17 protein-coding genes and 1 pseudogene are annotated in these 26701 nt (G+C 55.2%); 11 read left to right on the top strand and 7 right to left on the bottom strand.

Translation table 11 applies throughout. The annotated features are described in order from the left end of the window. The 4 genes and pseudogenes from PQQ96_RS15720 to PQQ96_RS15705 form a co-directional block, all read left to right on the top strand. Positions 1 to 370: pseudogene (locus PQQ96_RS15720) on the top strand (hypothetical protein); the annotation flags it as partial. Positions 371 to 973: 603 nt separating this feature from the next. Further along, positions 974 to 2005, top strand: coding sequence for an FkbM family methyltransferase (locus PQQ96_RS15715; RefSeq protein WP_408293316.1), 1032 nt, complete (start codon positions 974 to 976; stop codon positions 2003 to 2005). 423 nt (positions 2006 to 2428) lie between these two features. Then, a complete protein-coding gene (glmS, locus tag PQQ96_RS15710; protein ID WP_408293314.1) occupies positions 2429 to 4246 on the top strand; it encodes a glutamine--fructose-6-phosphate transaminase (isomerizing) in 1818 nt (605 codons plus the stop codon). A 347-nt stretch (positions 4247 to 4593) separates the two neighbouring features. Then, positions 4594 to 6003 (top strand): hypothetical protein, encoded by a 1410-nt coding sequence (locus tag PQQ96_RS15705; protein WP_408293311.1) that lies wholly within the window; start codon positions 4594 to 4596, stop codon positions 6001 to 6003. A gap of 104 nt (positions 6004 to 6107) precedes the next feature. Here the strand turns inward: PQQ96_RS15705 and PQQ96_RS15700 are convergent, their stop codons facing one another. From PQQ96_RS15700 to tviB, 3 genes are all read right to left on the bottom strand, one after another. Continuing rightward, positions 6108 to 7277 (bottom strand): glycosyltransferase family 4 protein, encoded by a 1170-nt coding sequence (locus PQQ96_RS15700; protein ID WP_408293308.1) that lies wholly within the window; start codon positions 7275 to 7277, stop codon positions 6108 to 6110. A 148-nt stretch (positions 7278 to 7425) separates the two neighbouring features. Continuing rightward, on the bottom strand, positions 7426 to 8499 hold the full coding sequence (locus PQQ96_RS15695; RefSeq protein WP_408293305.1) for an SDR family oxidoreductase: 1074 nt from the start codon (positions 8497 to 8499) through the stop codon (positions 7426 to 7428). Positions 8500 to 8580: 81 nt separating this feature from the next. Beyond that, positions 8581 to 9858, bottom strand: a complete 1278-nt coding sequence (tviB, locus tag PQQ96_RS15690) for a Vi polysaccharide biosynthesis UDP-N-acetylglucosamine C-6 dehydrogenase TviB (RefSeq protein ID WP_408293302.1) — start codon at positions 9856 to 9858, stop codon at positions 8581 to 8583. A gap of 702 nt (positions 9859 to 10560) precedes the next feature. On the opposite strand from tviB, the gene PQQ96_RS15685 reads away from it, so the two are divergent. Both PQQ96_RS15685 and asnB read left to right on the top strand, forming a co-directional pair. After that, positions 10561 to 11754, top strand: coding sequence for a glycosyltransferase (locus PQQ96_RS15685; protein WP_408293301.1), 1194 nt, complete (start codon positions 10561 to 10563; stop codon positions 11752 to 11754). Further along, entirely contained in the window at positions 11730 to 13733 is a 2004-nt protein-coding gene (gene asnB / locus PQQ96_RS15680) for an asparagine synthase (glutamine-hydrolyzing) (protein WP_408293298.1), read from the top strand. Before PQQ96_RS15685 ends, asnB begins: the two co-directional genes overlap by 25 nt. Before the next feature lie 62 nt (positions 13734 to 13795). On the opposite strand, the gene PQQ96_RS15675 is transcribed toward asnB, so the two are convergent. Together PQQ96_RS15675 and PQQ96_RS15670 are read right to left on the bottom strand one after the other, a co-directional pair. Continuing rightward, positions 13796 to 14704 carry a hypothetical protein gene (locus PQQ96_RS15675; protein WP_408293296.1) on the bottom strand — a complete coding sequence of 303 codons (909 nt, stop codon included), beginning with the start codon at positions 14702 to 14704 and terminating at the stop codon, positions 13796 to 13798. A gap of 611 nt (positions 14705 to 15315) precedes the next feature. Continuing rightward, positions 15316 to 15528 (bottom strand): hypothetical protein, encoded by a 213-nt coding sequence (locus PQQ96_RS15670; RefSeq protein WP_408293293.1) that lies wholly within the window; start codon positions 15526 to 15528, stop codon positions 15316 to 15318. 632 nt (positions 15529 to 16160) lie between these two features. Between PQQ96_RS15670 and PQQ96_RS15665 the strand changes: the two genes are divergently transcribed. Beyond that, positions 16161 to 17357: a glycosyltransferase family 4 protein gene (locus PQQ96_RS15665; protein ID WP_408293291.1), complete on the top strand. Its 1197-nt coding sequence runs from the start codon at positions 16161 to 16163 to the stop codon at positions 17355 to 17357. A 101-nt stretch (positions 17358 to 17458) separates the two neighbouring features. On the opposite strand, the gene PQQ96_RS15660 is transcribed toward PQQ96_RS15665, so the two are convergent. After that, positions 17459 to 18553, bottom strand: a complete 1095-nt coding sequence (locus PQQ96_RS15660; protein WP_408293288.1) for a DegT/DnrJ/EryC1/StrS family aminotransferase — start codon at positions 18551 to 18553, stop codon at positions 17459 to 17461. A 1096-nt stretch (positions 18554 to 19649) separates the two neighbouring features. Between PQQ96_RS15660 and PQQ96_RS15655 the strand changes: the two genes are divergently transcribed. The 4 genes from PQQ96_RS15655 (at position 19650) to PQQ96_RS15640 (ending at position 25435) form a co-directional block, all read left to right on the top strand. After that, complete coding sequence (locus tag PQQ96_RS15655) at positions 19650 to 21110, top strand: lipopolysaccharide biosynthesis protein (protein ID WP_408293285.1); 1461 nt, start codon at positions 19650 to 19652, stop codon at positions 21108 to 21110. Positions 21111 to 21191: 81 nt separating this feature from the next. Further along, entirely contained in the window at positions 21192 to 22379 is a 1188-nt protein-coding gene (locus PQQ96_RS15650) for a glycosyltransferase (RefSeq protein WP_408293282.1), read from the top strand. A gap of 203 nt (positions 22380 to 22582) precedes the next feature. Beyond that, positions 22583 to 23761 (top strand): glycosyltransferase family 2 protein, encoded by a 1179-nt coding sequence (locus PQQ96_RS15645; protein WP_408293279.1) that lies wholly within the window; start codon positions 22583 to 22585, stop codon positions 23759 to 23761. 255 nt (positions 23762 to 24016) lie between these two features. Then, a complete protein-coding gene (locus PQQ96_RS15640) occupies positions 24017 to 25435 on the top strand; it encodes a hypothetical protein (RefSeq protein WP_408293276.1) in 1419 nt (472 codons plus the stop codon). A gap of 145 nt (positions 25436 to 25580) precedes the next feature. Here the strand turns inward: PQQ96_RS15640 and PQQ96_RS15635 are convergent, their stop codons facing one another. Beyond that, positions 25581 to 26663 carry an EpsG family protein gene (locus PQQ96_RS15635; protein ID WP_408293274.1) on the bottom strand — a complete coding sequence of 361 codons (1083 nt, stop codon included), beginning with the start codon at positions 26661 to 26663 and terminating at the stop codon, positions 25581 to 25583. Positions 26664 to 26701 lie beyond the last annotated feature (38 nt).

Raw genomic sequence — 26701 nt, 5'->3', positions numbered from 1 at the left:
ACTCAAACACCGGCTGCGGCTGGAAGCTGTGACAGGTCTCGATTACCTGGCGCTACAGCAGGACTTCGGCGCAAAGACTGTCGCAGACAATCTGAGTACATTGCTCTGCGAGTTTGACACGCCCAGCGAGGATGAGCGCGCCAGTCGTCCGAACCGGCTTTACGCGCTGGGTACGCTTCAGCCCATCCTCGGTGGCTGCCTTCTGCGCATTGAGCAGTGTCTCGACAGGCTAGCCGATGTGCTTGACGTAATCCCCCCCGACCCGATGCCGCATCCAGCCTTCGCGCGCCTACTCACGACCACCCAGAAAAGCCAAGCCCCATCATCATCTCGCCTACAAGCTCGCTTAACGCAATGGGGCTTAAGTTGAGAGCATTGGCCGCCCTACCCCGTGTAGCGGCTCCGGTTTCATCGGGATTCAGTTGCTCAATCAATTTCTTCACCAAGCGATACGATAACAATTGCGTAAAGGTAACGAATCGAGGATCGCACGGACTTCATACAATTTTCTCGCCGCCAGCCTGTTCATGGCTCAGGCGCTTCGTGTCTCGCTGCTCTGATGGCCGTGCAGTCATGACTTGTGCCAACGAAGATCAAAAAGATCCTCATCGGCGCCGCTACTGGCGTCTGGTAAGACCCCAGTAGCGGCCGCCGCCGCGAAGTTGGCTTCACGTCAAGTGCTTTTTAAACATGATCGAGTTCCGGCGCGGCGGGAGCGCTTAACCCGGGTGGATTGGTGCTGCAACCCGTCTCGATTCTGGGCACTTGCGCCAACATGCCGATGGAGCACTAAATCGTCAGTCGGTGCGGCACCGCACTGACATTCACGACTAGACGCTTCAGCCTGATAGCGATGAGACCATCGTGAGTTGCGGTCATAGTCGTGGCAAGCGGCAGATCTCCTTCGACTGCGCCAGCAAGCAGAGCCTCAGCCCCCCGGGAATACTTTTGCCGTTTCGATTATGCAAGACCCATGAGTTCCGACGACGCTTGCATCAATGCGTCAAGAATGCTGCCAATAAAGTTTGACCATCTGCCGGGTGAAATAAAAAGTCATCGCAACAATCAAGGAACAACGAGGGAAATAATGCGCGAAGACAGCCTCAGCGAATCGCCAGTTTTTATGAAAAATTATGGCCGGCTTGTTTTTCTTAGGGAGATGGTTTTTTGGCCAATTAATTTTCTACTGCTCCAGCAGTCGAAAAAACATCTTGCCAACAAAAGACAATTAGTTGTTTTCTCTTTTGACCATATAGCCCACGACATTAACCTCAACGGAATTTACGAGGCTAAAGAGCTGGAAACCTTTTTCGGCTGGATTTCAAAATACAAGGGCGTTTTTAATGGCACCGCGATTGATATAGGTGCAAACATAGGTAATCACAGCCTATTTTTTTCAGATTTTTTCGAAAGAGTATTTAGCTTCGAGCCGGCATCAAGAACCTATAAAATACTTTCACTTAACTCCGATCTCGTTGAAAATATCACGTGCTTTAATGTTGGCATATCTAGCAGCAACAGGGAAGCATTACTCCACGTTAATCAGGACAACATGGGCGGCTCGTACGTTTCTACCGCACCGTCCACGCACACTCAAAATATCAAATTGCAAACACTGGATTCAATAGTTGATACTTCAGAAAAAATAAAATTAATCAAATTAGATGTGGAGGGTCACGAATATGAGGCTCTACAAGGTTCGGAAAAGACTATTAAAAATAATGCACCCATTTTGCTGTTCGAACAGCATCTATCTGACTTCACGAATGGCCAATCAAGAGTCATCAATCTCCTAAAGTCGTATGGCTATTCAAAATTTGCGTCCATCCAAAACTATCCCCGGGCACCTAACAGCGCTGGCTTTTTGTTCAAATTATTGTACGGCACTGTGGGGAGATTGATGTTCGGAGAATCAATGCGGGTTATTTTTAAAGATAATTTCGAGCCGGGCTCCTATTCATTTATAGTTGCGATCCCCGACTGGATTGATGCGACAGGTACTTAGCCAATCCTTCAAGGTTAAGCGCCGTCCGTCTGAACTCCGTGATGCGGCCACTTTGAGCTGCCCCGCTGACCTCTACAGCCCTCGAACCAGGGAAACCACTTAATCGATGTGACACGCCTAACCGGCCAGCCGAATCGCTCAGGTTGCCGTGCGAGGAAGCAATGAGCCGCGTGCGTGCGACAACGTACAGATGCCGCTGACCCATGCGGCGAAAAATGAGTCCTGTCGCGCATTCACCGTCAAACTCAACGACTCGAGCGGTTACAGGTTCATCGTGCACGGCGAATAAGACACCTGGCAAACTTAATGGCTGGAACTAGGCGGACCGCCGGACATCTGCGATGCCACAACGCACCGCACGGCAGACCACGGGCCGCGGCTGCTCCGCGCGCACAACACAAACCATGAAATGGGAATCAGATCATGTGCGGAATAGTTGGCGCCGTTGCGCAGCGTAACATCGTACCGGTGCTGGTCGAAGGCCTGCGCCGTCTCGAATATCGCGGCTACGATTCTTGCGGTGTCGCCGTGATGCATCGCGGCGAGTTGCGGCGTGCCCGCAGCGTTTCGCGCGTATCGGCACTCGACGCCGAGGTGCACGACTCGCATCTCGACGGCACGTGCGGGATAGCCCATACGCGTTGGGCGACGCACGGCGCACCGGTCACCGCCAATGCGCATCCGATCCTCTCCCGTGACGGGATCGCCCTGGTGCACAACGGCATCATCGAAAATTACGAGGCGTTGCGTGAAATGCTGCGCGCCAAAGGCTACGAGTTTGTCTCGCAGACCGACACAGAAGTCATCGCGCATCTGGTCCACAGCCTGTATCGGGGCGACCTGTTCGAGACCGTCTGCGACGCGATGAAGCAACTGCACGGCGCCTATGCGATCGCGGTCCTCCACGGAGACCAGCCACATACGGTGGTCGGCGCGAGGCAAGGCTCGCCGCTCGTCGTCGGTGTCGGCAACGGCGAAAACTATCTCGCTTCCGACGCGCTGGCCCTCACCGGCAGCACAGACCGGTTCGCGTTCCTTGAGGAAGGCGACGTCGTCGAGATAACACCGGAGAGCGTGAAGATCGTCGATCGGGAAGGTTTGCATGTTGAACGCGAAGTGCGCGTAGTCGAGGCTTACGGCGGCGCCGTCGAACTCGGACCTTATCGCCACTTCATGCAAAAGGAAATCTTCGAACAGCCGCGCGCGATTACCGACACGATTGCGCAGGCCAATCGGTTTGATCCCCAGCTATTCGGAGCCGGGGCGGCCAACGCGTTGAGCGAAATTGACAGCGTGCTCATTATCGGCTGTGGCACGAGTTGCTACGCGGGCCTGACAGCGAAGTACTGGCTCGAATCCGTTGCAAAGATTCCGACGCAGGTGGAGATTGCGAGCGAGTACCGCTATCGCGAATCCGTGCCGAACCCGAAGTCGCTGGTGCTCGTGATTTCGCAGTCGGGCGAAACCGCCGATACGCTCGCCGCGCTGAAGCATGCGCAATCGCTCGGGCACACGCACACACTCGCTATCTGCAATGTAGCGACGAGCGCAATCATGCGCCTTACGGAACTGTCATTTCTTACGCACGCCGGCACCGAGATCGGCGTTGCGTCGACCAAGGCTTTCACAACCCAGTTAGTGAGCCTGTTCATGCTCGCGGTCACGCTCGGCAAGCTGCGCGGGCACGTCGAAGCGACCCAGGAAGCGGTGTTCCTCGCGCAGTTGCGGCACCTACCTTTTGCACTGAACAGCGTACTAGCGCTCGAGCCGCAGATCATCGCGTGGGCCGAAGAGTTTTCGCGCAAGGACCATGCCTTATTCCTGGGACGTGGTTTGCATTACCCGATCGCACTGGAAGGCGCATTGAAGTTGAAAGAAATCTCGTATATTCATGCGGAAGCCTATCCGGCGGGCGAGTTGAAACACGGACCACTCGCATTGGTCACTGAGGCCATGCCGGTAGTCACGGTGGCGCCAAACGACACGTTGCTCGAAAAGTTGAAATCAAACATGCAGGAGGTGCGGGCACGTGGCGGTGAATTGTATGTGTTTGCGGATGCGGACACGCGCATCGTCAATGAGGCCGGTATTCACGTGATCCGAATGCCGGAGCACTATGGGCTGCTGTCCCCCATTCTTCACGTCGCGCCATTGCAATTGCTGGCCTATCATACGGCGTGTGCGAGAGGAACAGACGTGGACAAGCCACGCAATCTGGCTAAGTCAGTTACGGTTGAGTGAGAGCGGTCCGGCCTACGCTCTGCTGCTGCGAAGTGCAAAACCATTGGCTAAGTCAAAGCCGTATCTAGCGGATGGCTCTTTCCGGACCGAGATCCAGAGCTTAGGCACGGCTCGTCAAGCTTGAAGGAGCGCAAGGAGGCCATGCACAAGAAATGAGGCTTCCTAGGGAGATATTAGAAATGACCGCAGAATGCCGAGTCTATAGGCACCCACGATTCTCAGACGGACCCAATGCCAATGTTTGATTCAGTCGCGACGTCTTCCTTGAACGCGCCATCTGCCCGGTTTCCCCTAACACGCTGCGGCGGATGGGGTAGCCTTTACCGATAATCCACAGAGCCCAATACATGCAAAGGCCCACCGCAAAAACCATGGCAAGCTCCCGAGCAGTACGCACCAACTATTCATGCGTAGCATGCGGTGCCGGGCCAGCAGGGATGGGGTTTCTGTTTCATGCCTACAGAACCGGCAAGCTGGCGGATATTGCCAGAAATGGTCTCCTGATTATCGACAAACGCTCCAGCCTCGGAGCCGGCAAACTCGGTGATTATGTGAACGTCACCGGCTATTCGATGGTCAAGACCTTTCTGGAATGCCTGGAACACGAATGCTTTGAAAAAGTATTAGGCGACCTAAGCGAATGCTCGTCGCTGGACAGAATACTCACAGCGGCAGCCGACAGCACGCCGCGGCTAACCGACGTCGGCACACTGCTCACCGTTGCGGCAGAGCGGTTTATCGCCCACTTGACCGAACATTACGACGTAGAAGTACTACGCGGGCACGAAGTCGAGACGATCCGGTGCCTCGAAGACGGGCGGTTCGAGATCGTTCATCACGACACGCGTAAGCCTGCGACACCTCTCCTGATAACAAGCGACACCGTGGTGATGAATCCAGGCGGAAGACAGCGTGTCGAAGAAATCGACGGCCTGTGTCGCATGCTGCGTATTCCATCGCCTGGCAAGAATGTCAAAACGTACACGTCTGACGATCTGCTTCGCCTCTCTAGTGCGAAACTGGTCGATACCTTCGCCCCCGTTCTCGCACAAACGGCACCGCGACGCATAAACCGCATTGCGATCATCGGGGGTGCACATAGCGCCTTTACGATGGCGGAGCGTCTCGCGACAGATCTCGGCGATATCAAACTGCACGAAATAGCCATTATTCATCGCTCGCCCATCCGGCTCTATTTTGAAACTGCGGAGGAAGCGCGTTTATGGGGCTATTCCGTCGACGCAGCGAAAGATGTCTGCCCGATCACAAAACGCGTCAATCGCGCAAGCGGTTTGCGCTACCGCGCGTTCGAGGTGGCATGTTCCATCCTGTCACGCGGAGGCGTGTCGGGAGCGAAGCCGCGCGTTGAACTCATTGACGCAGGCTCCGGCGAAGCCGCGCGCGCCCGCGCAGCCGAATGCGTGGCTAACTCATGTGCCGTGATTCACGGGGCTGGTTATGGACCAAACATACCCACACTGCTCGATCATTGGGGAGCGCCGATTCCGCTGCAGGTCTGCCGCGGCGGAATCGAGATTGACCCATTAGGGCGCCCGCTCAGCATCAATGGCGAAGCGATAAGCGGACTGTTTTCGTTCGGCCTGGGTTCCGGCTTTCGCCCTGACGCTCAGATCGGGAATGAGCCCGCGTTCCGAGGGCGGATAAATGGAGTCTGGATCTTTCATCACGACATCGGCGGAAGAGTTTTGACCGGTGTGCTGCAAGCCTTGGATGCCATGGCGCCTCTGCAGTTCTAGCCGAAGCAAAATAATCGAAGCGCTTTTCACTGCCTTCGCCGACGCTTCTTCATGCTGGCGAACGGGAGGTTAGTACTCCGCTCCTGGCAAACCGCCGCTTCGTACTAGATTGGGATCGTCGATCGCCCCAAAGTAGGCAGGAGTTCCCGATACACTGCCAAGGTCTGTTCAATGACGATACACTCGTCGAATTCCTTGAGCGCCCTGTCGCGCGCAGCAAGGCCAAGCTTTCTGGCCAGAACGCGGTCATCATCGAGCAATCGGATGGCATTCGCCAGCGCGATGCGGTCGCGCACCGGAACTACAATGCCGTTAACACCCGTCTTGCTGACCACTTCGCGGCATCCCGGAGCGTCGGTGGTAATAAGCGGCAACGCGCATGCGGCTGCCTCGATGAGAGTCTTGGGCAACCCCTCGCGGTAGCTCGGCAAGACCATGACGTCTATTTCCAACAGCAGCTTCGGCATGTCGCTGACATGACCCAGCCATTCGATGAGTCCTTCCTTCACCCAGCCCTCTACGATAGCCCTATCTACGGATGCCGGATTCCCTTCATCCGGCAGCCCGGCCAGAAGAAATTTAACGGAGCGATTTTCCTTCCTAAGCGCCCGGGCCGCATCAACGTACTCCGCGATGCCCTTGTCCCACAATAAGCGTGCGGCCAGCAATATCCGCAATGGCCCTTGCGCATCCGTTTCCGTGTGCGGCCGCATCTTGAATCGAGCGAGGTTCACACCTGAACCCTTGATGAGCCGTATTGCGGTTTGATCGACAATTCCTGAGCGCTCGAACAACGCGACATCATCGGGATTCTGCAGGACCAATGCACTGCCGCATCCGGCCAAAGCGAAACGCATGACGCGGCGCACCACAGGCCGCAGCATACGCGCCTTGAAGTCCCGGCTAGTGAACACATAACCCATTCCCGCCACCGCATTGACGCGCACGGGCACGCCGGCGAGTTTGCTCGCGAGCGAACCATAGACCGCGCTCTTGATCGTGAAGCCATGCACAATGTCCGGGCTCTCACGGGACAGAAACCGTGCTAGCCATACGATGAGCGCCAGTTCGCGCAGCGGATTCAGACTGCGTCTATTCATTGGGGCCGGCTGCCAGCGAAATCCAAGTTCTTGCAGCTTGGGGCCGTACTCACCGCCTGGTGATAGGAGAATGACTTCGAAACCGTCGTCGCGCAACTTGCGCGCGAGCGAAAGGCGAAAATTGTAGAGATACCAATCCGTGTTGGCGAACAGCACTACCTTAGGCATGGTCATGCGGCCTCCTGCTTTGTGCTTCCAAGTAATCTGCACACCGCTCAATGCGCCGTATCGCCGCGCCCGATCATCACGTTCCCGTGGGCATGTCCGGACTGCGGGCAAGCTGACTCAGAAAATTATCTGCGCATCCCGGCACGGCCAGCCTTCAAAGCTGGCGCCGTGTTGGCTGCTCGGTCCCGGCAGATGCCGACGACGAGCCAGCATTGCGGATATACCAGGGCATCGCCTCGAACAGACCGTCCGCGAGCCGCACCCGTTTCGTATATCCCAGCAGGGTCTCCGCTTTTTCGACACTTGCCTGCGAATGTCTGATATCCCCGAGTCGGGATTCACGATACACCGGCGTTTTGTCGGAAAAGACGCCATGAGCGGCAAGCGCCTGTTTCAGCCTCTCGTACAGCTGGTTCAAGGTCGTACGATCGCCCACCGCGACGTTGTAGACCTGATTCCTCGCCGACGCCTCTGCGGTGGCGGCCAGAAGGTTCGCCCTCACGACGTTATCCACGAAACAGAAGTCCCGGCTCGTCTCACCGTCACCATTGATGTAGACGTCGTCGCCCTGGATAAGCGCAGCCGTCCACAGCGGGATAACAGCGGCATACGCACCGTTTGGATCCTGCCGCTTGCCGAACACGTTGAAGTAGCGAAGGCCCACGGAACCAAAGCCATAGACACGCGCGAAGACATCGGCGTAGAGCTCGTTGTCGAACTTGGTTACCGCATAGGGCGATAGCGGCCGTCCGATCAGGTCTTCCACCTTGGGCAAGCCAGGATGGTCGCCATATGTCGAGCTCGATGCCGCATAAGTGAAGCTCGCCACCCCGGCATCGCGAGCGGCCACCATCATGCGGAGAAATCCCCCGCTATTCACATCATGAGTGGTAATCGGATCGTGCACGGAGCGCGGCACGGACCCGAGTGCAGCCTCATGCAGAACGTGATCGACGCCCGTCACAGCGGCCGCACAATCATCCGAGTTCCGGACGTCACCTTCAATGAATCTGAACCGGCTCCATTGTTCGCTCGTGACGAGGCTCCGTACTTCATCGAGATTATGCTGATATCCCGTCGCGAAGTTGTCCAGCCCGACTACCCACTGGTCGAGCTTGAGCAACGCTTCCAGCAAATTGGAACCAATAAAGCCTGCTACGCCGGTAATAAGCCATTTCTTCGGCTCTTCGACAAGCTGTTGTCGTATGCGATCAAAGCGGTCCGTCATTAACGGCAACTCCTGGTTAGCGGCAGCGTGTGACTTGCCGAGTCACTGCAATGGAGAGCGTGAAGCGTCTGAACTGCCCTTCTACAGGCGAAGATCGCTCGCCTCAGCTGTCAGGATGTATTTCAGATCGTAGATGATATGGTTTTCTTTCCCGTACGAGCGCAGCTTCGCCGCCCCGAGTTGTACGAATTCGCGGTGCGCCACCGCCAGGATGATGGCGTCGTAAATACCGGCCTCGGGTCTATCGATCGGATCGATGTTGTGCTCGTGACGCGCGTCCTCTTTCGACACCCACGGATCGTACACATCCACGGCCAGACCATACTCCCCCAGCTCGTGAATGATGTCCACCACCCGGGTATTGCGCAGGTCAGGGCAGTTTTCCTTGAACGTCAGACCCATGATCAGAACGCGCGCGCCTGAAATGACCATGCGGCGCCTGGTCAACTCTTTCACGAGTTGCGATACGACATAGGTGCCCATGCTATCGTTGAGCCGCCGGCCGGCGAGAATGATTTCCGGGTGGTAACCCAACGCCTGCGCCTTGTGCGTGAGATAGTACGGATCGACTCCGATGCAGTGGCCGCCCACGAGTCCCGGCCGAAACGGCAGGAAATTCCATTTCGTGCCAGCCGCGTGCAGCACCGCCTCCGTGTCGATACCCATCTTGCCGAAGAGGATCGACAACTCGTTGATCAGCGCGATATTGACATCGCGCTGCGTGTTTTCGATCACTTTGGCGGCCTCCGCCACGCGAATGCTGGTTGCCTTGAAAGTCCCCGCCGTGATGATTTCCCGGTAGAGACAATCGACCGTCTCCGCGACCTCTGGGGTCGATCCGGACGTCACCTTCCGGATGTCGGTGATGCGATGCTCCTTATCGCCTGGATTGATCCGTTCGGGGCTGTAGCCAACGAAGAAATCGACGTTGAACTTGAGACCCGATATTTGCTCAAGGACCGGAACGCATTGTTCCTCCGTCGCCCCCGGGTACACCGTCGACTCGTAGATAACAATGTCGCCCCGTTTGAGCACCGTGCCGATCGTTTCACTTGCCCGCAACAACGGGGTCAGGTTCGGGCGCTTATACTCGTCGATCGGCGTTGGAACGGTCGCGATGTAAATGTTGCAATCGGCCAGATCAGCGACGTCAGCACTCAACGTAAGCCGGGTGGCATTCACCAGTTCAATATCGCTCACCTCGAGCGTCCTATCGTGCCCTTCGCGCAATGCAGAAATACGGGAAGGGTTCGAGTCGAACCCAACCACCGATCGCCGCTTGCTGAATTCTACGGCGAGGGGCAAGCCCACATAGCCCAAGCCAATTACCGCGAGCTTTAAGTCGTTCGATGCGTGCATGAATCTTCCTTCCTTGTGGGGGGAACGCACACTCCGTTGAAGGCAATGACCTTCGCCTATTGCGTGCCCTGTAACTTCGGGAGTGTCATGATTTTTTCTGGTAGCTGAAAAGCATCGGCGTCTCTATCGATTATCTTTCTCAACGCCCGCTTGCATTCGAGACCCCGCCCCCCGAGGGATACGTTCAGACAAATAACCCGCACGTGGAATGAAGTTTCGCAGCCGAGGTTCGGACTACCAACGGCAGGGGCATTCATCCCTCCACTAGCGCACGCTACAGGTTGCCTCCGTCACTCGATGTGCGGGACCGCACACGCTACCGAGCGTCGCCTTCAGTTCCGCTCATGTTGTCTCAGGCCGCCCTTTCTATTCGGTCTTTTCACTGTCTACTACGGCCATTTAAAGAAGATTAAAAACAATAAATGAGACTATGACCACTTCGACGAGCCTCACATCTCGTGGCCCAATGCTCGTCAGGCTATCGCCATTCTTTCCGTCGAACAACTAACTATAATCGTCATCAACTGTTGGACTGCAGCAGGATTAACGTCTAGCATACAAAGCTGTCAAGGTTGCATTCTGGTTGCAGCGTCCAAGCAGGTCGACCAGGAAGTGGTCGTCTTCATCCTGGTTTCCATCGGATATGTCGCTGTGTTTACGTTGGGTGCTGAACGCATAACATACGTTCGACGAGCTTAGCGAATGAGAATCCTGCACATCATTTCAGGTCTTGGGGTGGGCGGAGCCGAGACGCTGCTTTACAGATTGATCCGCGAGTCGCAAGTTGACGGCACTGAACACCTGGTGATCTCACTTTCGTCGCTTGACATGATGGGAGACAGGATTCGGGCACTCGGGGTGGAAGTGCGCATCCTCGGCATGCAACGCGGGGTGCCTCAGCCTTTTCTTCTCGGCCGGATGATCAGCTGGATCGTCGCCTTCAAACCTGACATCGTCCAGACGTGGATGTACCACGCAGACCTTTTCGGCGGCGTCGCCGCCTATGTCGCAAGGCAGCTTCTGGCATGGCGTGAGAAAGGAGCACGCCGCTTTGGTTTGCTGTGGGCCATTCACCAAACCGAGTTCCCAGCCTTTAGCGTTGGACCAAAGCTTGGACTCGTTGCCAAATGTTGCGCCATGGTGTCGTCGAAAATCCCTGACCTCATTGTTTGCTGCGCCGACTCGGTGAAAGCAAACCACATTCGAGGCGGCTACTGTGCTGAGCGCATGCATGTCATACGGAACGGGTTCGATATCGATTTGTTCAGACCAGAGGAAACTGCGCGAACCAGTCTGCGGAAATTGCTCGGTGTCGAGGACGACGTGCCGATCGTCGGCATCGTCGGTCGATACCACGCTGTCAAGGACTATGGGAATTTTGTTGCCGCCATCGGCCGCGTGCACCGGCAGTTGCCGCGTGTCCAATTCGTAATGATTGGAGAGGGCCTGCAATGCGACAACCGCGCGTTGCGCAGCTCACTGGAGGAGGCCGGTGTCTTCGGTGTGTCTCACCTCCTGGGTCCGCGAGATAACCTGCACCTTCTGATCCCCGGCTTCGACGTGTTCTGCCTTTCATCGCGAAGCGAGGGATTTCCCACCGTCGTCGGCGAAGCAATGGCTTGCGGGGTTCCGTGCGTCGCGACCGATGTCGGAGACACGGCATTGCTGGTCGGTAATCTGGGGCGAATCGTTCCGCGAGAGAATTCCGAGGCGCTGGCGTCCGGACTATTGTCGCTGCTGGCCCTGTCCACGGACGAGCAGAGAACTCTGGGGGAGCTGGCGCGTCAACGCATCCGCTCCCTCTTTTCGATCGAGTCGACCTGGGATCACTACAAACAGGCGTATAGCACGGTACAAAAGGGAGCATGGCGATGTGCGGAATCACAGGTTTCCTGACTCGCGGTCTGCTCGATGAAGCCGCGAGCCTCAGGCATTTGAGGAACATGTGTGACAGCATCCAGCACCGCGGCCCCGACGACTCCGGATACTGGGTCGACGCGCACGCAGGCGTCGCACTAGGGCATCGGCGCCTGGCGATTGTCGACTTGTCCGCACAGGGACATCAGCCAATGATTTCTGCATGCGGCCGCTATGTCATCGTCTATAACGGCGAGATTTATAACTTCGGGCAATTGCGCAAGAAACTTGACGCGTTGGCGAATCCGCCCGTTTGGCGCGGACACTCTGATACAGAAGTCCTGCTTGCCTCGATCGCCGAATGGGGCATCAAAAGGACGCTGCAGACGGTGTGCGGCATGTTCGCCTTTGCACTATGGGATCGCGACGAACGTGTTCTCACCCTGGTGCGAGATCCGCTTGGCGAAAAGCCGTTGTATTACGGGTGGATGGGAAACACGTTTCTCTTCGGTTCCGAACTCAAGGCACTGCGCCAGCACCCGACGTTCTCCGCGGCAAACATCGACCGTGATGCTTTATGCCTCTACATGCGTTACAACAGCATTCCAGCGCCATACACGATCTACACGGGCGTGAGCAAGCTGATGCCCGGGACGGTTGCCACAGTTAGCCCTGATCGCACTAATGTGACCGTCGAGACGTACTGGTCCCTCAACGATGCCGTGGCGCGCGGCCGTGCCAACCCATTCGCAGGCAGCGAATCCGACGCGGTCGTAGTGCTGAACGAATTGCTTCGCACCGTTATTAGCGAACAGATGGTGGCAGACGTAGCGCTAGGCGCGTTTTTGTCAGGCGGTATCGATTCATCGACTATTGTCGCACTGATGCAGGCTCAGACTGGGCGTCCCATTAAGACTTTCACCATCGGCTTTGACCACGCGGGGTTCGACGAAGCCGAACATGCGAAATCCGTTGCCAGGCATCTCGGCACAGAACATCATGAACTCTACGCCACGGCCGCAGACGCGTTGAATGTCGTTCCAGTGTTGTCGCAGATCTACGATGAGCCCTTTGCGGATTCGTCGCAGATTCCGACCTTTCTGGTTTCCCAGATGACGCGCCGGCACGTGACGGTAAGCCTATCCGGAGATGGCGGGGACGAACTATTCGGCGGGTACAACCGCCACGTGGCGGCGCAAGGACTCTGGAACAGGCTCGACAGCGTGCCATTGTCTGCTCGACATTTCGCCGCACACTGCATCAAGGGCGTTCGACGAGAACATCTTGACCGAATGGCCGCGCCCCTGCTCGGCCTGCTGCCGAAGAATCGTCGCCAAGCTCAGGTAGGCGACAAGCTGCACAAACTTGCGGACGTCATGGGCGCGGACAGCCTTGAAGCATTTTACGCGCGGCTCGTGTCCACGTTCGATGCGCCAGAGCAGATCGTACTGACTGGCAAAGAGCCGCTGATCGGTGCGTCTTGGGCAGAAGGCCTGCCATCCGGTCTCAGCAACGCGGAACGGATGATGTATCTTGACACCCTGCAATATCTACCAACCGATATCCTTACGAAAGTGGATCGCGCGGGAATGCGTGTGAGCCTCGAAACGCGTATCCCGTTCCTCGATCGGCGCGTAGTGGAGTTCGCGTGGACCATTCCACTGTCCATGAAAGTGCGCGACGGCAAAGGCAAGCAGTTGCTGCGAAAACTTCTTGACCTGCACGTGCCAAGACAGTTGATCGACCGGCCGAAGCAGGGATTTGCCGTGCCGATTGCCGCGTGGCTTCGGGGTGAACTACGCGAATGGGCGTCCGATTTGCTCGACGGAACGCGGCTCAGAAACGAAGGATTTTTCAACGCATCAGCAGTTGAAAGCCTGTGGCGGCAGCATCTTGCAGGTACCCACAACTGGCAAAACCAACTGTGGGCCATTCTGATGTTCGAGGCGTGGCTCGATGCTAACGGGCAGGTTTCTCCAAAATCCTCTGATTTGTCGGAGATGTCGCAATTTGCGTAACGAGCATCCAAAGCAACTACCCGCCAGACGCCATCAAGGCGGGCACTGCCGACTATTACGTGTTATTTGACGTCGCATCCTTCGGTACAAGAATTGCCGAAGTACTGAGCATCCTTTCCGCCATCTCTGTGCTTTTTCAGAATGCCGGTATTATCACCGGCGATGATGTTATAGCGAACGATGTTGCCGCTGTAATTGGTGTGGGCGCCATAGACGCCGCCGGTGATGAATCCCGGTGCGCCGTTTGAGGTCACCCTGTTACATTCAAAAATATTTCCACCAGTATTGTCTCCGGCATCATCGTTTTCGACACCCGCAGTGCAGCCGATCACTCTATTGTAGGCAACGTAACCATTTCTATGGCCGACGAAAGCCGGCCCATAGAGCGGGCAACTCATGAACGTATTGAAAATAACCTTGTCACCGCTACCGGCGTTGGCGGCGGTGGTCTGGAACATCGACTGCCCGAAGAATTGTTTAAAAGTATTTCCGGCCAGTAGGAAGTTACTGACGTTATCTCTTGTTAGCACTGGAATATCCCAATGTCCCGGAGCATTAAAATCGATCAGCGGACGGGGAGAATTTGCACCTTCAAAATTGCAGTTCACTATACTATCGCCGACTAGCGCGCCGTGTCCGGCCTCGTACAGGAACATGCTGTTGGCATTCGAGACCGTGCGCTTGAGCAATGTTCCTGGCGCGCACTCCAGATGTCTGTTGCTGACACTGATTGTGACTGTTTTGTTGATTAGACATGTGCCGGCGGCCACCTTTACGTCCCCCGAATTCATCGCCTTTTGGAACGCGGCACTGTCGTCCGTCACACCATCGCACTTTGCGCCGAAATCGCGGGGATCCTTAGCGTGGAAAAGTGCCGGAGGAACAAATGATGTCAACGGACATTGAGATGTACGTGGTACGGGAGAATCGTAGGCAAAGGCGACGGACGACACGCAGACCATTAGTGACATCAAACCACTCCGGCGCCGCCGCCATGCCGTCATTGTAGAAACCGAACGAACCGCCCACCGCGGGACCGCCGCCGCGACGCTCCAATCGATCGCAGCGCGGCCGGGCGCCCGACACTGCCAGACTGGCCGGAAATCGTCACCATTCATGTGCTTGCCCCTTGGAAGGATTCCAGATCGCTGGCCCCGAATGCTCTCCGAGAAGAGTGGGGCTAATTATAGAGTTTTCGCGATCGACTGCGCGAGTATTCGCGGCTAGTCGAACATTGTGGGAGCCTCAAAGCAAAAAAGAAATGCTGGACGTGACAGACCTGCGATACGGGCTGTGATCTCAGCAATCAACGGCGCGAATTGCCTCCCTTGGGCGTTCTGCTTAACGGTAAGACAAGAAACCCGTCCGGAGCAATTGAAGCCCAGCCCGCATCCATCGTTCGGTATCCAAATTAAATGCGGCGGAGACGCCACTTGGGGTTGCTCGCGTTTTCCGACGTTGTCGGCGTATTTCTCGGGACGGGCCCGCGGCTGCCAACGTATTTTGCGCTATCTTCTCTGCGGCTGGCTTGCGCGGAACGCGCCCGCGTCGAATCTGGAATCCAGGCAGGCGATCATTGAATTCAGTTCTTTTTGTCCGCAAATCGCTGCCGACGGCGTGTTCTGGCTGAGGCGTCCGCCTTGGGGAGCGATGCGCCCCCCTTTAACACATCAGCCAAACGTGATTTTCCGGTCCGGGAAGTCGGCTTCAGGAACAGAATATCGAACATCGCCAGCAACGAAATAATCAAAACAGCGCCTATGGCTATTGTCCCGATCATGGTGATCCAATGCATACCTTCTCCGCAATTCAGTGTTGCGCCGCCCGCCCCTCGACAGGCAGCCTGCCAAACATCTCGGAAATTGCTCCGCAAAAAGTTGTACGACAACCTGTACAGAGCACAAATCCGCTCAATCAGAAACACATGTATTTTGTTTTTACTACAGTCGCGCCCCCAAGCCCGCCTACCGCAGCCAGTGCTTGACGTCAGGCGGTCACCCTTCGTCCCTTGGGCAGTTCTCGGTTCCCCACCACAAAATCCGTCACGCGAAAGTTATATATTACGCGAATCCATCCTTTCAATTTTCATTCGGGCTCCGGCGCGGCCGCCAATCGAGGTATCGAGCCGTACGTTTCCGCTGCAACCGACCATGTCGACGTCCATCGGCGTGTGTCAGCGCACAGAGCAAAAACTCAAAAACCCGCAAATTTTGTCGGCGCGACAGGTCTGCTTCCAGATACGTTCGGCCGACGGGTATCAAGACCGTATAGGTCATCTACAGCCGTTTTCGCCAGCCTTGCGGGGCGAACGACACAGAACCGACTTACAATCGGGTTCGTTCGTCCGAGGAGTTTCAACTGGGGCTCGCTGAGCTTGTCGCGGAATTGACAATCCGAATGGCGCGAGGAACGAGACGAGGAAGCACAATGAACTCAGGCACATCTGCACGCAGAGCCACGCTTTTGCTGGTCGGTGCATCGTGGTCCCACCTCGGGAGCCATAGCGGGCTGGCGCCATTGAGTCGGACACTGGACGAGTCCTTTGAAGTTGTGCGAGTCGCGCCGAAGTGGCACGACAAGGTAAAGCTACTCGCGTGGCAAATACGTCAGAGCATTCGCACACACTTGTTCGGTCGGCCGAAGAAGAAAGGTTGGAGTCCTTTCTATAGCCGCAGCGGCCGACTGCTGGAGATTGCGGCTCGCAGAATGGCCACGGAGAGACAATTCGATGTTGTCTTTTTTGAAGCGTTAGAAGACCACTTCAATACCTTCTCCGCAGCCAGGAAATGGTTGCCACGGACGACGCGCATTGCAGGCGTGTCGCACCAGCCTCCGGCGTGGTGGAGAGTCGCCGGCGTCGCGCATAACGTGTATAAGAGTGTGGATACGGTCATTGCGCTATCGCGCGACGCCGCTGCGTTTCACGCGCGGGAACTGGGCCATGAGAACACATGCTTTGTTCCTCACGGCGTCGATTTCGATTTCTTCGGAGCGTCCGGCTCCCGCCCGGAGTCAGCTGCCGACGCCGCGATAGACGTGCTGTTTTGCGGTATGTGGCTTCGTGATTTCCGCATGCTTCGCGAGACCATCGATGAGCTAGATTCGAGGGGGACGCTTTCCCGGTTCCGCTTCCACCTGGTTGTCCCCCTCCTGGCAAGGGTTACGGAACATCACTATGCCGTTGCACGGTTGAACAACGTCACGTGGTATTCAGCGTTGACCGACGCTGAATTAAGGGGAATGTACTTGCGGTGTCACATTCTGTTCCTTCCGCTAATCGACGCGACCGCCAATAACACACTTCTGGAAGCGATGGCCTGCGGAATCCCGATGGTCGTTTCGAAAGTCGGGGGTGTCGTTGACTATCTAAATGAAGATGAGTGTACGTACATGAGCGGGAATAGCGGTAGCCAGGGTGCGGACTGTTTGACATGGTCAGTTGAACACTATGGCGAATGCGTGACAAAAGCCGAGCGCGCCAAGCAACGTTGTTCCCGTACTCTTGCATGGGACCGTGTCGGGCCAACCATGGCGTATCTGGCAAGTGGAAAAGGCCGGATCAATGAATCGCCAACCCAATGCCTCGACGAGGCTACGTCCGGCGCCCCGCGTTGTGAAGGATAGCGAGAGCGATTATCCTCCCGCTCTTGTCAGCGCGCGGTTGATCCGCCTTGCGAATGGCGTGGACCGCCTGCCGGCCATGCACGGCAAGTCCACCTGGACAACTAGTCGAAGTATTCGCGCACGTACGAGCAAATCTGCATGACGTCGGCTCGCGTCAGTGCGGGGTAGCTCGGCAAATTGATTCCGCGATACGCGATATTTTCTGCAACCGGGAAACTTTCGCCAAGTGACCTGTACATGTCCATCTGATGAACCGGATAAAAAAGCGGGCGCGTCTCGACACCGCAGTCTTTCAACTTCACACGTAGTGGGTCTCGATCGGATGCCATTTTTGTGAGAATCGATACCATCCAAAAGCTGTGAAACGCGCTTGGCTGAGTACGATGTACCTCGACCGGAACACCGGCTAGCGATTCTCGATACCAATCAGCGATCTGCTGTTTCTTCGCAATCACTTCGTCGATTGATTCCATCTGTGCGCAACCGATCGCCGCACACAGATTTGTCATGCGGTAGTTGAAACCGATGGCGTCGTGCCAATACTCCCGATCAGCGGCAAGCCCCTGCGATTTCAAATGCGCGACTCGCGCAGCGAGCCGCGAATTATTGCTCACCACCATGCCACCTTCACCCGTGGTGATCGTCTTGTTTCCAAAGAAGCTGAAGCAGCTGACATCGCCGAAAGTTCCGACGCGGCGGCCGGCGTAGCGTGTGCCAATCGCTTCCGCGCAATCTTCAACGACAAATAGTGAATGTTTTTTTGCAAGCTCCATGACGGCTTTCATGTCACACGGATGCCCGTAGAGATGGACGGCAATGATCGCTTTCGTCTTGCTATTGATCTTACGCTCCGCGTCCTTGACATCCATCTGCCAATACTCTGGCTCGCTATCAACCAACACCACGTTCGCACCGGTGTATCTCACCGCGTTAGCGGAAGCAATATAGGTCAGAGTTGGCACCAGCACTTCATCTCCAGGCCCAATGCCTAAAGCCTCGAGCGCAACGTGCAGTGCTACCGTCCCATTGGTAACAGACAACCCGCGTTCAACGCCTAGCCAGGATGAAAATCTGGTCTCGAACTCGCTAATGTACTTTCCCTTCGAGGATATCCACGTGGAATCCAGACAATCAAGAACGAATTCCTTTTCACGACCGCCAAGGTACGGACTGTAGACTGGATATTTCAGCGTCATAATGTCTCTTTCCTCTGATTTTTTAGTATTTCCCTACAGCACGATTAGCGATTTGCCTGTGCGTCACCGTTCTCCCAGATTGATTGGCGACGTGCGTATAAGGGGACCAGAAACTTTGAGCGCCACGACGCATAGGTGCGTGCGTGCCGGCTGAACGCTGCAGCCAGAAAAGTATCCGGAGCACACAGCGATCGTCGTTCAGAAACAGGTTGCAGCGGCTACGACAGCGCCCCGCGCGCAGCGCAAGGAGGAAATGCTCTTCATCCGTTCGAAACCAAACCAAATCACACTGCCATGACCTGCTGACATTCGCGTTCCATCCATCGGCATATTCAACAGTCTTCTTTCGCCGCTTCGTTTTTACGCGAGGCCGCTTCGACTTACTGAAGGTGTGACCATGCGTCCGAGAATATCTGTCATAACAATTCGCGGTGTCTGAACACGCCACGTGAAACGGACCCCTCCGTGTTCGGCATTCAGATCTTCACTACATATTAGCGATCGCGCTACGCTGTGATAGTGCCACGATTCTTGGAAAAAACAATAGACCTACGTGCGTGACCCGACGCGCTCAGTTAGTTATACATAGTTACGTTTTCTGACAAGACGGTGAGACCCGCTATGCGTCTACATCTCAGGGAAAGACACACGCAATTTGATCAATGGCGCATATTCGCGGGCCGCGCAATGCTCTAGATTAATTAGGCCAAGGTCTAGTGAGTACGCGCAAAAAACAGGCATCACGTGCGGCAAACCACGCTGTCGTGGCGCGAGACTGGTTACCATGCGCAAGACCCTTAACACTGATGTGTAGGACCGGTTCGTAAGGCGTGAAGTATCGACCTTGGGCCACGATTGCGCGGCCGCAGCTCGCCTCTAGCCGCGAATGCGGCGGGGAGACTGCTCGCAAGCGCTGGCTGTGGGCGAGCACGCCAAGCCGTACAATCTATCAGGCCGACAGCCGTGCCGAGAGGACCGTTCGTCCGGCTGTTCGGACACGAGAAAGGCGCTATTTGCAGGCAGTCGGCATGAGCGCCGACGGCGAGCTTTTGACCGAGCGCCTCGTCGCGATTCGACACAAGCCCAGGAAAATCCTATGTCCGAAGACCTGCATGGAAAGGTGCTTTCCGGCCTCCTATGGTCAGCCGTTCAAAACTGGGGCGGCAAGGTCGTTTCGCTGGTCCTATTCGCCATTCTTGCGCGATTGCTCGACCCACACGGGTTCGGCGTTTTTGCGTCGGCGATGGTCGTGCTCGGGTTCGTCTCCATCTTCGTCGACCAAGGCCTCGGCGAAGCGATCGTGCAGCGCCCCAGCGTCACGCCGGCTCTGCTAAACACGGCATTCATCGTCAATTTTGCACTTTCCGTACTGCTATTCGCGGTGTTGTGGCTCGCATCCCCACTCATTGCGAAATACATGAAGCTCGAAGAGTTAAGCCTCGTGTTGCGGGTCGCCAGCCTGAGCATCCTGTTCACTGCACTCGGCTTCAGTCAGCAGGCAATGCATAAGAGGAATTTTCACTTTCGCTGGATCGCGGTCTGCGCGTTTTCGTCGACCCTCGTCTCGGGGGCGGTCGGCATGTCTCTTGCGCTCTCCGGGTATGGTATCTGGAGCCTCGTTGCACAGTTGGTAATCGCCGCTGCTGCGAACACAGGCCTTCTCTGGCTTCGCGCGCAGTGGAGATTCTCATTCAACTTCGACTTCGAAGGTATTCGTAGCCTGTTTAGTTATGGGACAAGCAGAGTCGGCTCGCACATACTCTACTTTGGCTACACGCGTGGCATCGAACTGTTCCTCGTGACGAACCTCGGCGCTTCAGCACTCGGCACCTATCTGGTCGGGGTGAAGGTTTACCAATCGCTGATGTACGCGCTGAGCGGCGCCATTCTCGACGTCGCGCATAGCGGCTTTTCGCGCGTTGCGTCCGACGGTCGAGCGATAGCGGGAGCCTACTACAAGGCGATCACGGTCACGAGCGCGATTGCCGTGCCGATCTTTATCCTTCTCGCCTGCGTGGCACCTGAAGTCACGGTTGCCTGTTTCGGCGAAAAGTGGCGGCAAAGCGCCGATATCATGCGGCCGATGGCGCTGCTCGGGGCCGCTGAGGTGATGGAGTTCTATAACGGGACGGTCTACAACGCAATCGGGAAGCCCCATATCGGACTTCTCTTTCTGTTGTTCAAAACGCCCGTGACGCTCATCACCGTCTGGCTTGCCCGGGACATGCCGCTTGCTACGATCGTCTGGTGGTATGTATTGGGCCAGTTGATCACCATGGTACCGAGCTTCATCATCACTCGCAGGCTCATAGGAATATCGCTGAGAACGTTGCTTTCGCGTGTTCGTCCGTTCCTTCTCGGCTGCGCGGTCGCGAGCGCGGTCATTGCGGCGCTGCGATCGAACGCCGAGCTTGCGGAGTGGCATGCAATCTACCGTCTCGTCTTATTGTCCGGCGTGGGCGTGCTGATCTACGTCGGTTTCGTCTCCTTCGCCGCCCGGAATGTGTTCTTCGAAATCATCGCAACGCTCAGACAATTACGTAGAAGCCCCTCATGATGTAACAGTGCTGCTCGAGCGGAGATCGCAAAGTCGGCCCGCAATCACCGCTTTATTCAACCGAGCCAGGAAGAGGACACCATGAAGATATTGATCATTTCGCCGACCCCGACGCATCCCACGACAGCTGGCAATCGCGCCCGGCTCCTGTCACTCGAACAGGGGTTGAGTGCAGCAGGCCACTCGGTGGACTATGCATGGATTTCCATGGAATCCGGGGATGAAGCGGCTATGCAAGCTTACTTCGGCAAGAGATTGCATCGATTGGGCTACCGGCCTCCGTATGCGAGAAGCGGGATCGTTCCACGCGCAGTCAGGCGTTTGCGCCGCCTTGCTGGAAGCGAGGCAGCCTATCTCTGGAACATAGACGATTGGTACGATCCGACTATTCACGATTCATTGCGCGAACTGCACGCCGCACATGCCTTCGATGCCGTGATCGTCGCATACGTATTTTTCTCCCGCGCGTTCGAAGCATTCCCTCCCGAAGTCATGAGGGTAATTGACGCCATGGACCAATTTGCAGATCGCCATCTGATATACCTGCGTGCCGGGAAAGTTCCTGAATGGTTCTCCACCACAATCGAAGAGGAATGCAGAGGTTTTTTACGCGCCGACGCGGTAGTCTGGATGCAGGAGCATGATTCAGACATCTTCACGCGTTTAATAGGGCAGACCGTACAAATGAAGACCGTGGGGCACCTGCTCGATCTGTCCGCCCGTCACACCGACCCACATGCCCCGAGAGCGGTGTTCGTCGGCTCTGTGAATTCGATCAACGTCGAGGCCGCTCGCTACTTCATCGACGAAGTATTGCCACTGCTACGAAACGAAATCCCGGATTTTGAACTGGCTCTCGCCGGCGATGTCTGTACCGCGGTTCCCAATGCGCCGGGCGTGCGCAAACTCGGGCGAGTCAAAAACGTCGCGGACGCCTACGCTCACGGGAGTGTCGCAGTCAACGCTGTGCGAATGGGAACCGGGGTCAACATCAAGGCAATGGAGTGCCTCGCATTGGGCGTGCCGCTCGTAAGCACCGAGACCGGTAGTCGCGGGCTCGAATCGCTGCGGGGAAATGCCCTCATATGCGTGCCCGACGACGACCCTCAGGCGATGGCAGATGCGATACTGACCTTGGTGCGAGATCGCGAACTCTCAGCACACTATGCCAAAGCAAGTCGCGCGGTAGCGGAGAAGTGGAACCAGCAGCAGATGAGCAGCCTGGAAAGTGCTCTGGAAAAGAGACGTGGCGACCTTGTGGGCATTTGACTTTGCCACATCGCATGATCGGATGATTAGACGCTGAGTTCAGCCAGGTGAAAGCGATAGGTGCATTCGTTAGCGCATTTCGCTGCGGTTGGAGGCGGGTTGGAATCGCTGGAAGCAACCAGCCACGAAAGCTTCTTTCTATCTATCGCGAACGCTCTTGATAGGGTATGGAGCGAAAGTCCTTTGTTTTATCGGGAGGGCGCATGAGCAAGGTGTATAGGTATGTATTGAAAATGACGGGTTCGACGGCAATTGCCAGAACTTTTGACTTTATTTTTCGCTTTTCTTTGTCGTTCGTCACATTTTTCTTGAAGACAACCCATGTCAGCCGAAATAAACCAATAGACAAAATGGCCTTAGAAAATGAAATCGAGAAAATCAGGCCAAATGGCCAGCTCGGCCCGCAACCGCTCACGTGCAAGAACAGCGATGACAACATCACTCTCTCCATAATCGTCCCTGTATTTAATTCAGAAAAATACCTGACGAAATGCATCGATTCGATCACCACCCAAAAAACCTCGTTCATGTATGAGCTGATCATCGTTGATGACGGCTCCACGGATGATTCTGCGGCACTTCTCGATAAATATACAAACCACTTTCAACTGAAAATAATCCGAACTATTAATAACGGCGTTGCCGCTGCTCGTAACGAAGGAATAAGGCATGCGAGCGGCAAATATGTGATGTTTGTTGATGCCGATGACTATTTGCCGGAGAACTGCGTTGAGACCTTGCTCTCACGCGCCATCCGAGACACAGTCGATATAGTGCAGGGTAGCTATTGGGTAGTTGACGTCGACGACAACGTGTCCAGGACGCAAGTCTTCAACGAAACTGTGTCGGCCCATGCCGATCCCGATACGCAGACGCTATCGGGTTATCCATGGGGAAAAGTTATCAGGCGCGATCTGTTCAGGAGTGTACAGTTTCCCGAGGGTATGGCATATGAAGACACCATTTTCGTCTTCGTCCTACTCCCCTTGGCAAAAGGGTACGCCAGCTTGCCGCAGCCAGTTTATTATTATCGGTCAAATCCAGCCGGCCTAACGGCAGGCCTAATCAAAAATCCAAAATCTCTGGATGCATATTGGATCGTGCCGAAATTGCTGGCGCACCGAAGATCGATAGGCATGCCTATCGATAATAATATTTTCAAGGAGGTCAAAAAGCATTTCGGAGCACTCCTGTATTCGAGACTCGCAAATTTCGACGATGAAATAAAGAAAACTGTCTTCGACCTATGTTGTCTTCAGGTGGCGACCCTGCGAGGCGAGCGCAGCAATGCCCCCCCGGACGACAAAGGCGACGAACTGGATTGCGCGTTCCGCACACGCAACTATGCTCTGTGGAAGTTGCTGTGCTTCTTTGAGTTGTAAGGGGAATAACCCTTTATTTATCCACCTTATTCACTGTCCAATCAATATTTCTAAAAAGCCGTAGAGGATATACCGGCGGAGAAAGCAGATATATTGGCGGACCATAAGATAACAGGCATCTACAATTTTTATGCCACACAGAGCACCCCGGGAATGACCGGGTTAAATCGGCGAGTGACAATGGGAGCGCAGGCGAAGGGTACGATAGGACTTCTCATTTCGGTACAAATCCAACCCTCAATATCGAGATAGAAAATGTCTGAACATTTTGATTTTTCTGAAATCTCTGAACTCGGCGGCCGCCTTCCACTTATTGTCTATGAATTGAACGAAGTCCCGTGGCGAATCGTTGACTGGTATATTTCGCATCGCCCGCATTCACAATTGGCTCAGATCCTCCCACGGTCTCTCTCGTACACCACGGTGACTCACGACCAGGGCGAGCTGCATCCATGGTCGACCTGGCCCACCGTGCATCGGGGCGTCTATAACGATAAACATCATATAAGGTTCATCAATCAGGATCTTTCAACAGCGAGTGAATTCCCGCCGATCTGGGAAATTCTTGCTGAAAAAGGATATAGGGTTGGCGTATTCGGGAGCCTCCAATCCTACCCTGCACCGTCCGACAAAAAATATAGCTTTTATATTCCGGATACGTTTGCACAATCCCCAGAAACATATCCATCAAAGTACTCGATATTTCAGGAGATCAATCTTCGGCAGACGGCATTGGACGGTGCAGTCGCTAAGGATGTGAGCTTGAAAGGGACGCTCGTGACCGATGCAATGAAACTTTCTTTTATTGGAGTTCGACCTCCTACTTTCATCAAGCTGGCCACGCAGCTCGTCAAGGAGCGAACAAACAATGATTATCGAGCGCGTCGCCCGCTCATGCAGGCACCCGTCGCCTTCGATGTATTTTTGAATGCGTACAAAAAAACAAGACCTGAGTTTTCGACTTTTTTTACCAATCATGTGGCCGGCGCAATGCACCGTTATTGGCGCTATGTATTCCCCGAGGATTTTGAGCAAGAGAATAAATCAGACAGTGACAGGTTCAAATCTGAAACCGTTCTCGCGGCAATGGACATCGCCGACGATCAAATTGGAAAACTTGCCAGCTTGACCCAACGAGATGGCGGGTCTCTTTTGATTTTGTCGTCAATGGGGCAGGAGGCGGTTAGCCGTATGCCATATCACGGAGAGTTGCGGCTAAACGACCCTCAAAAATTGGCAACCGTAATAGGATTTAAATCTGAATTCAAATCTAACCTGGCGATGCAGCCAGACTTTAACTTTGGATTCACTTCGATCGAGCATGCCCAGGACTTTACCGCACGAGCCAACCGGCTTTGCGATTCCGACGGCAAATCGATATGGTTCCGTGCACGCCACGAAGGACTCTCTGCCAACCTGGGATTGGGACAACCTCAATCGGTTATGGATACTGAATTGATCTTCCTTCAAAAGGAGGATGGATCAAGGCAAGAAATTCCATTAGCCGATCTGGGTATATCAAAAATTTTCCGCGATCCTGGTACCGGCTACCATCAACCGAAAGGGATTATGATTTGGCACGGCGTTAAGCCTACTGTTGAAAGCATGAGTAGAAAGGTAATCGAATCAATTTTAATCAAGGATATGATGCTGTACGCGGTTTCGCGCAGATAGGCGTTGCGCGAGCGCCTGTCTTGCGGTGTCAGCGTGACCAGGTGCGGTTTGCACTTTTTAGTTTGATCAAGGCAGCGTGTTGGAAATTGAAACTTCAATGCTAACTCACGCGACGCGGTACGCGAGCTCATGATTTGCGGGAGAATTAATAGTACAGAATCACGGAATACGCGCCTTTAGCGTTGGCCAATACGATCTCCGCACTCATCGTCACAAGCAGCACCAGCAGGAACCATAAAGAGGCCGGGGTGCGGACCCTGAGCACCTGAAAAAAATACGGCAAAAGCAAGGAGACATAGTAGAAGACGCGATCTTTCCCAAAGGGGAAAACGAAAAATGCAGCGATCAGATAAACGATCAGTCCGATATGCATCGTCGCCAATTCTCGCAGAGGCTTAAGCCGGCTGTCCTCAACTGGCTTTAACTGATAGAGCAGCATCGCCGAAGCGACTCCGTATGTGATCACCAACACCAGGAGTCGTGCCGAGAATTCGGCCTGATAACCCGCGTAATTGTCGATCCGCCGGCCGCCGTAATCCTTAAAAAGCAGCCCACCCATCGAAGCCAGCAGGATTCCGGCCAGGCTCACCGCCGGTAGCGCGATTTTTTGCCTGTCGCCGCTCAATCTAGCGACAATCAGCAGGATCGCCGGGATCGCAAAGGTTGTGTGGATTGTGCTTGCGATCAAGGCGCCCAAAACAGGCCGCCTAAAGTTGATCGCAAACAACATCGCGATCGCGAAAGCAAATCCTTGCCGGATCTGGAACAGGCCCACGATAGCAAGCGCTGCCGGTATCACGAACCAGAGCGCCAGTCCCAACAAAGGTCGACTCAGGCGGCTCAGCGAACAGAAAACCAGCGCGTTGATAATCACAACGGTGACTCGAATGCCCATCTCCGGAGTCACACCAAACGAATTAACAAGAAGGATCCACGCTCGCCAGCCTAGCTCTTCGGTGACCAAACCTACGGCCAGGCTCACTGCCGATGTGCTTTGGCTATAGTAATCGACTATCCATTGCCAGTCGGTCACCTGGAAATAGGCAAGGTAGGACCACTGGTCAGGCAGGGTTGGCGGTCGCTCGGTTGTTGCGAGGAGGTAAAGCACCAACGACGAGATCAACACGAACGCCCACCCACCTGGCGTCTTAAATAGTTCGCGCGTCGGAGCTTCGTACCCTGTCGGGTCCGAATTGGCAGAATGGGGCATCGACACGGTCTTCGTCATATACGTTTGCCAGTAGTACGGCATCCCAAGTATAAAGT

The sequence above is a fragment of the Paraburkholderia sediminicola genome (assembly GCF_046027825.1).
Lineage (GTDB): Bacteria > Pseudomonadota > Gammaproteobacteria > Burkholderiales > Burkholderiaceae > Paraburkholderia > Paraburkholderia sediminicola_D.
Note: the sequence above shows the minus strand (reverse complement) of the source record. Positions and strands in the feature narration are given on the sequence as shown.

Coding starts and splice junctions, on each gene's coding strand:
- PQQ96_RS15715 (WP_408293316.1), top strand. CDS start 974: ATGAGTTCCGACGACGCTTGCATCAATGCGTCAAGAATGCTGCCAATA.
- glmS (WP_408293314.1), top strand. CDS start 2,429: ATGTGCGGAATAGTTGGCGCCGTTGCGCAGCGTAACATCGTACCGGTG.
- PQQ96_RS15705 (WP_408293311.1), top strand. CDS start 4,594: ATGCAAAGGCCCACCGCAAAAACCATGGCAAGCTCCCGAGCAGTACGC.
- PQQ96_RS15700 (WP_408293308.1), bottom strand. CDS start 7,277: ATGACCATGCCTAAGGTAGTGCTGTTCGCCAACACGGATTGGTATCTC.
- PQQ96_RS15695 (WP_408293305.1), bottom strand. CDS start 8,499: ATGACGGACCGCTTTGATCGCATACGACAACAGCTTGTCGAAGAGCCG.
- tviB (WP_408293302.1), bottom strand. CDS start 9,858: ATGCACGCATCGAACGACTTAAAGCTCGCGGTAATTGGCTTGGGCTAT.
- PQQ96_RS15685 (WP_408293301.1), top strand. CDS start 10,561: ATGAGAATCCTGCACATCATTTCAGGTCTTGGGGTGGGCGGAGCCGAG.
- asnB (WP_408293298.1), top strand. CDS start 11,730: ATGTGCGGAATCACAGGTTTCCTGACTCGCGGTCTGCTCGATGAAGCC.
- PQQ96_RS15675 (WP_408293296.1), bottom strand. CDS start 14,704: ATGTCACTAATGGTCTGCGTGTCGTCCGTCGCCTTTGCCTACGATTCT.
- PQQ96_RS15670 (WP_408293293.1), bottom strand. CDS start 15,528: ATGCATTGGATCACCATGATCGGGACAATAGCCATAGGCGCTGTTTTG.
- PQQ96_RS15665 (WP_408293291.1), top strand. CDS start 16,161: ATGAACTCAGGCACATCTGCACGCAGAGCCACGCTTTTGCTGGTCGGT.
- PQQ96_RS15660 (WP_408293288.1), bottom strand. CDS start 18,553: ATGACGCTGAAATATCCAGTCTACAGTCCGTACCTTGGCGGTCGTGAA.
- PQQ96_RS15655 (WP_408293285.1), top strand. CDS start 19,650: ATGTCCGAAGACCTGCATGGAAAGGTGCTTTCCGGCCTCCTATGGTCA.
- PQQ96_RS15650 (WP_408293282.1), top strand. CDS start 21,192: ATGAAGATATTGATCATTTCGCCGACCCCGACGCATCCCACGACAGCT.
- PQQ96_RS15645 (WP_408293279.1), top strand. CDS start 22,583: ATGAGCAAGGTGTATAGGTATGTATTGAAAATGACGGGTTCGACGGCA.
- PQQ96_RS15640 (WP_408293276.1), top strand. CDS start 24,017: ATGTCTGAACATTTTGATTTTTCTGAAATCTCTGAACTCGGCGGCCGC.
- PQQ96_RS15635 (WP_408293274.1), bottom strand. CDS start 26,663: ATGACGAAGACCGTGTCGATGCCCCATTCTGCCAATTCGGACCCGACA.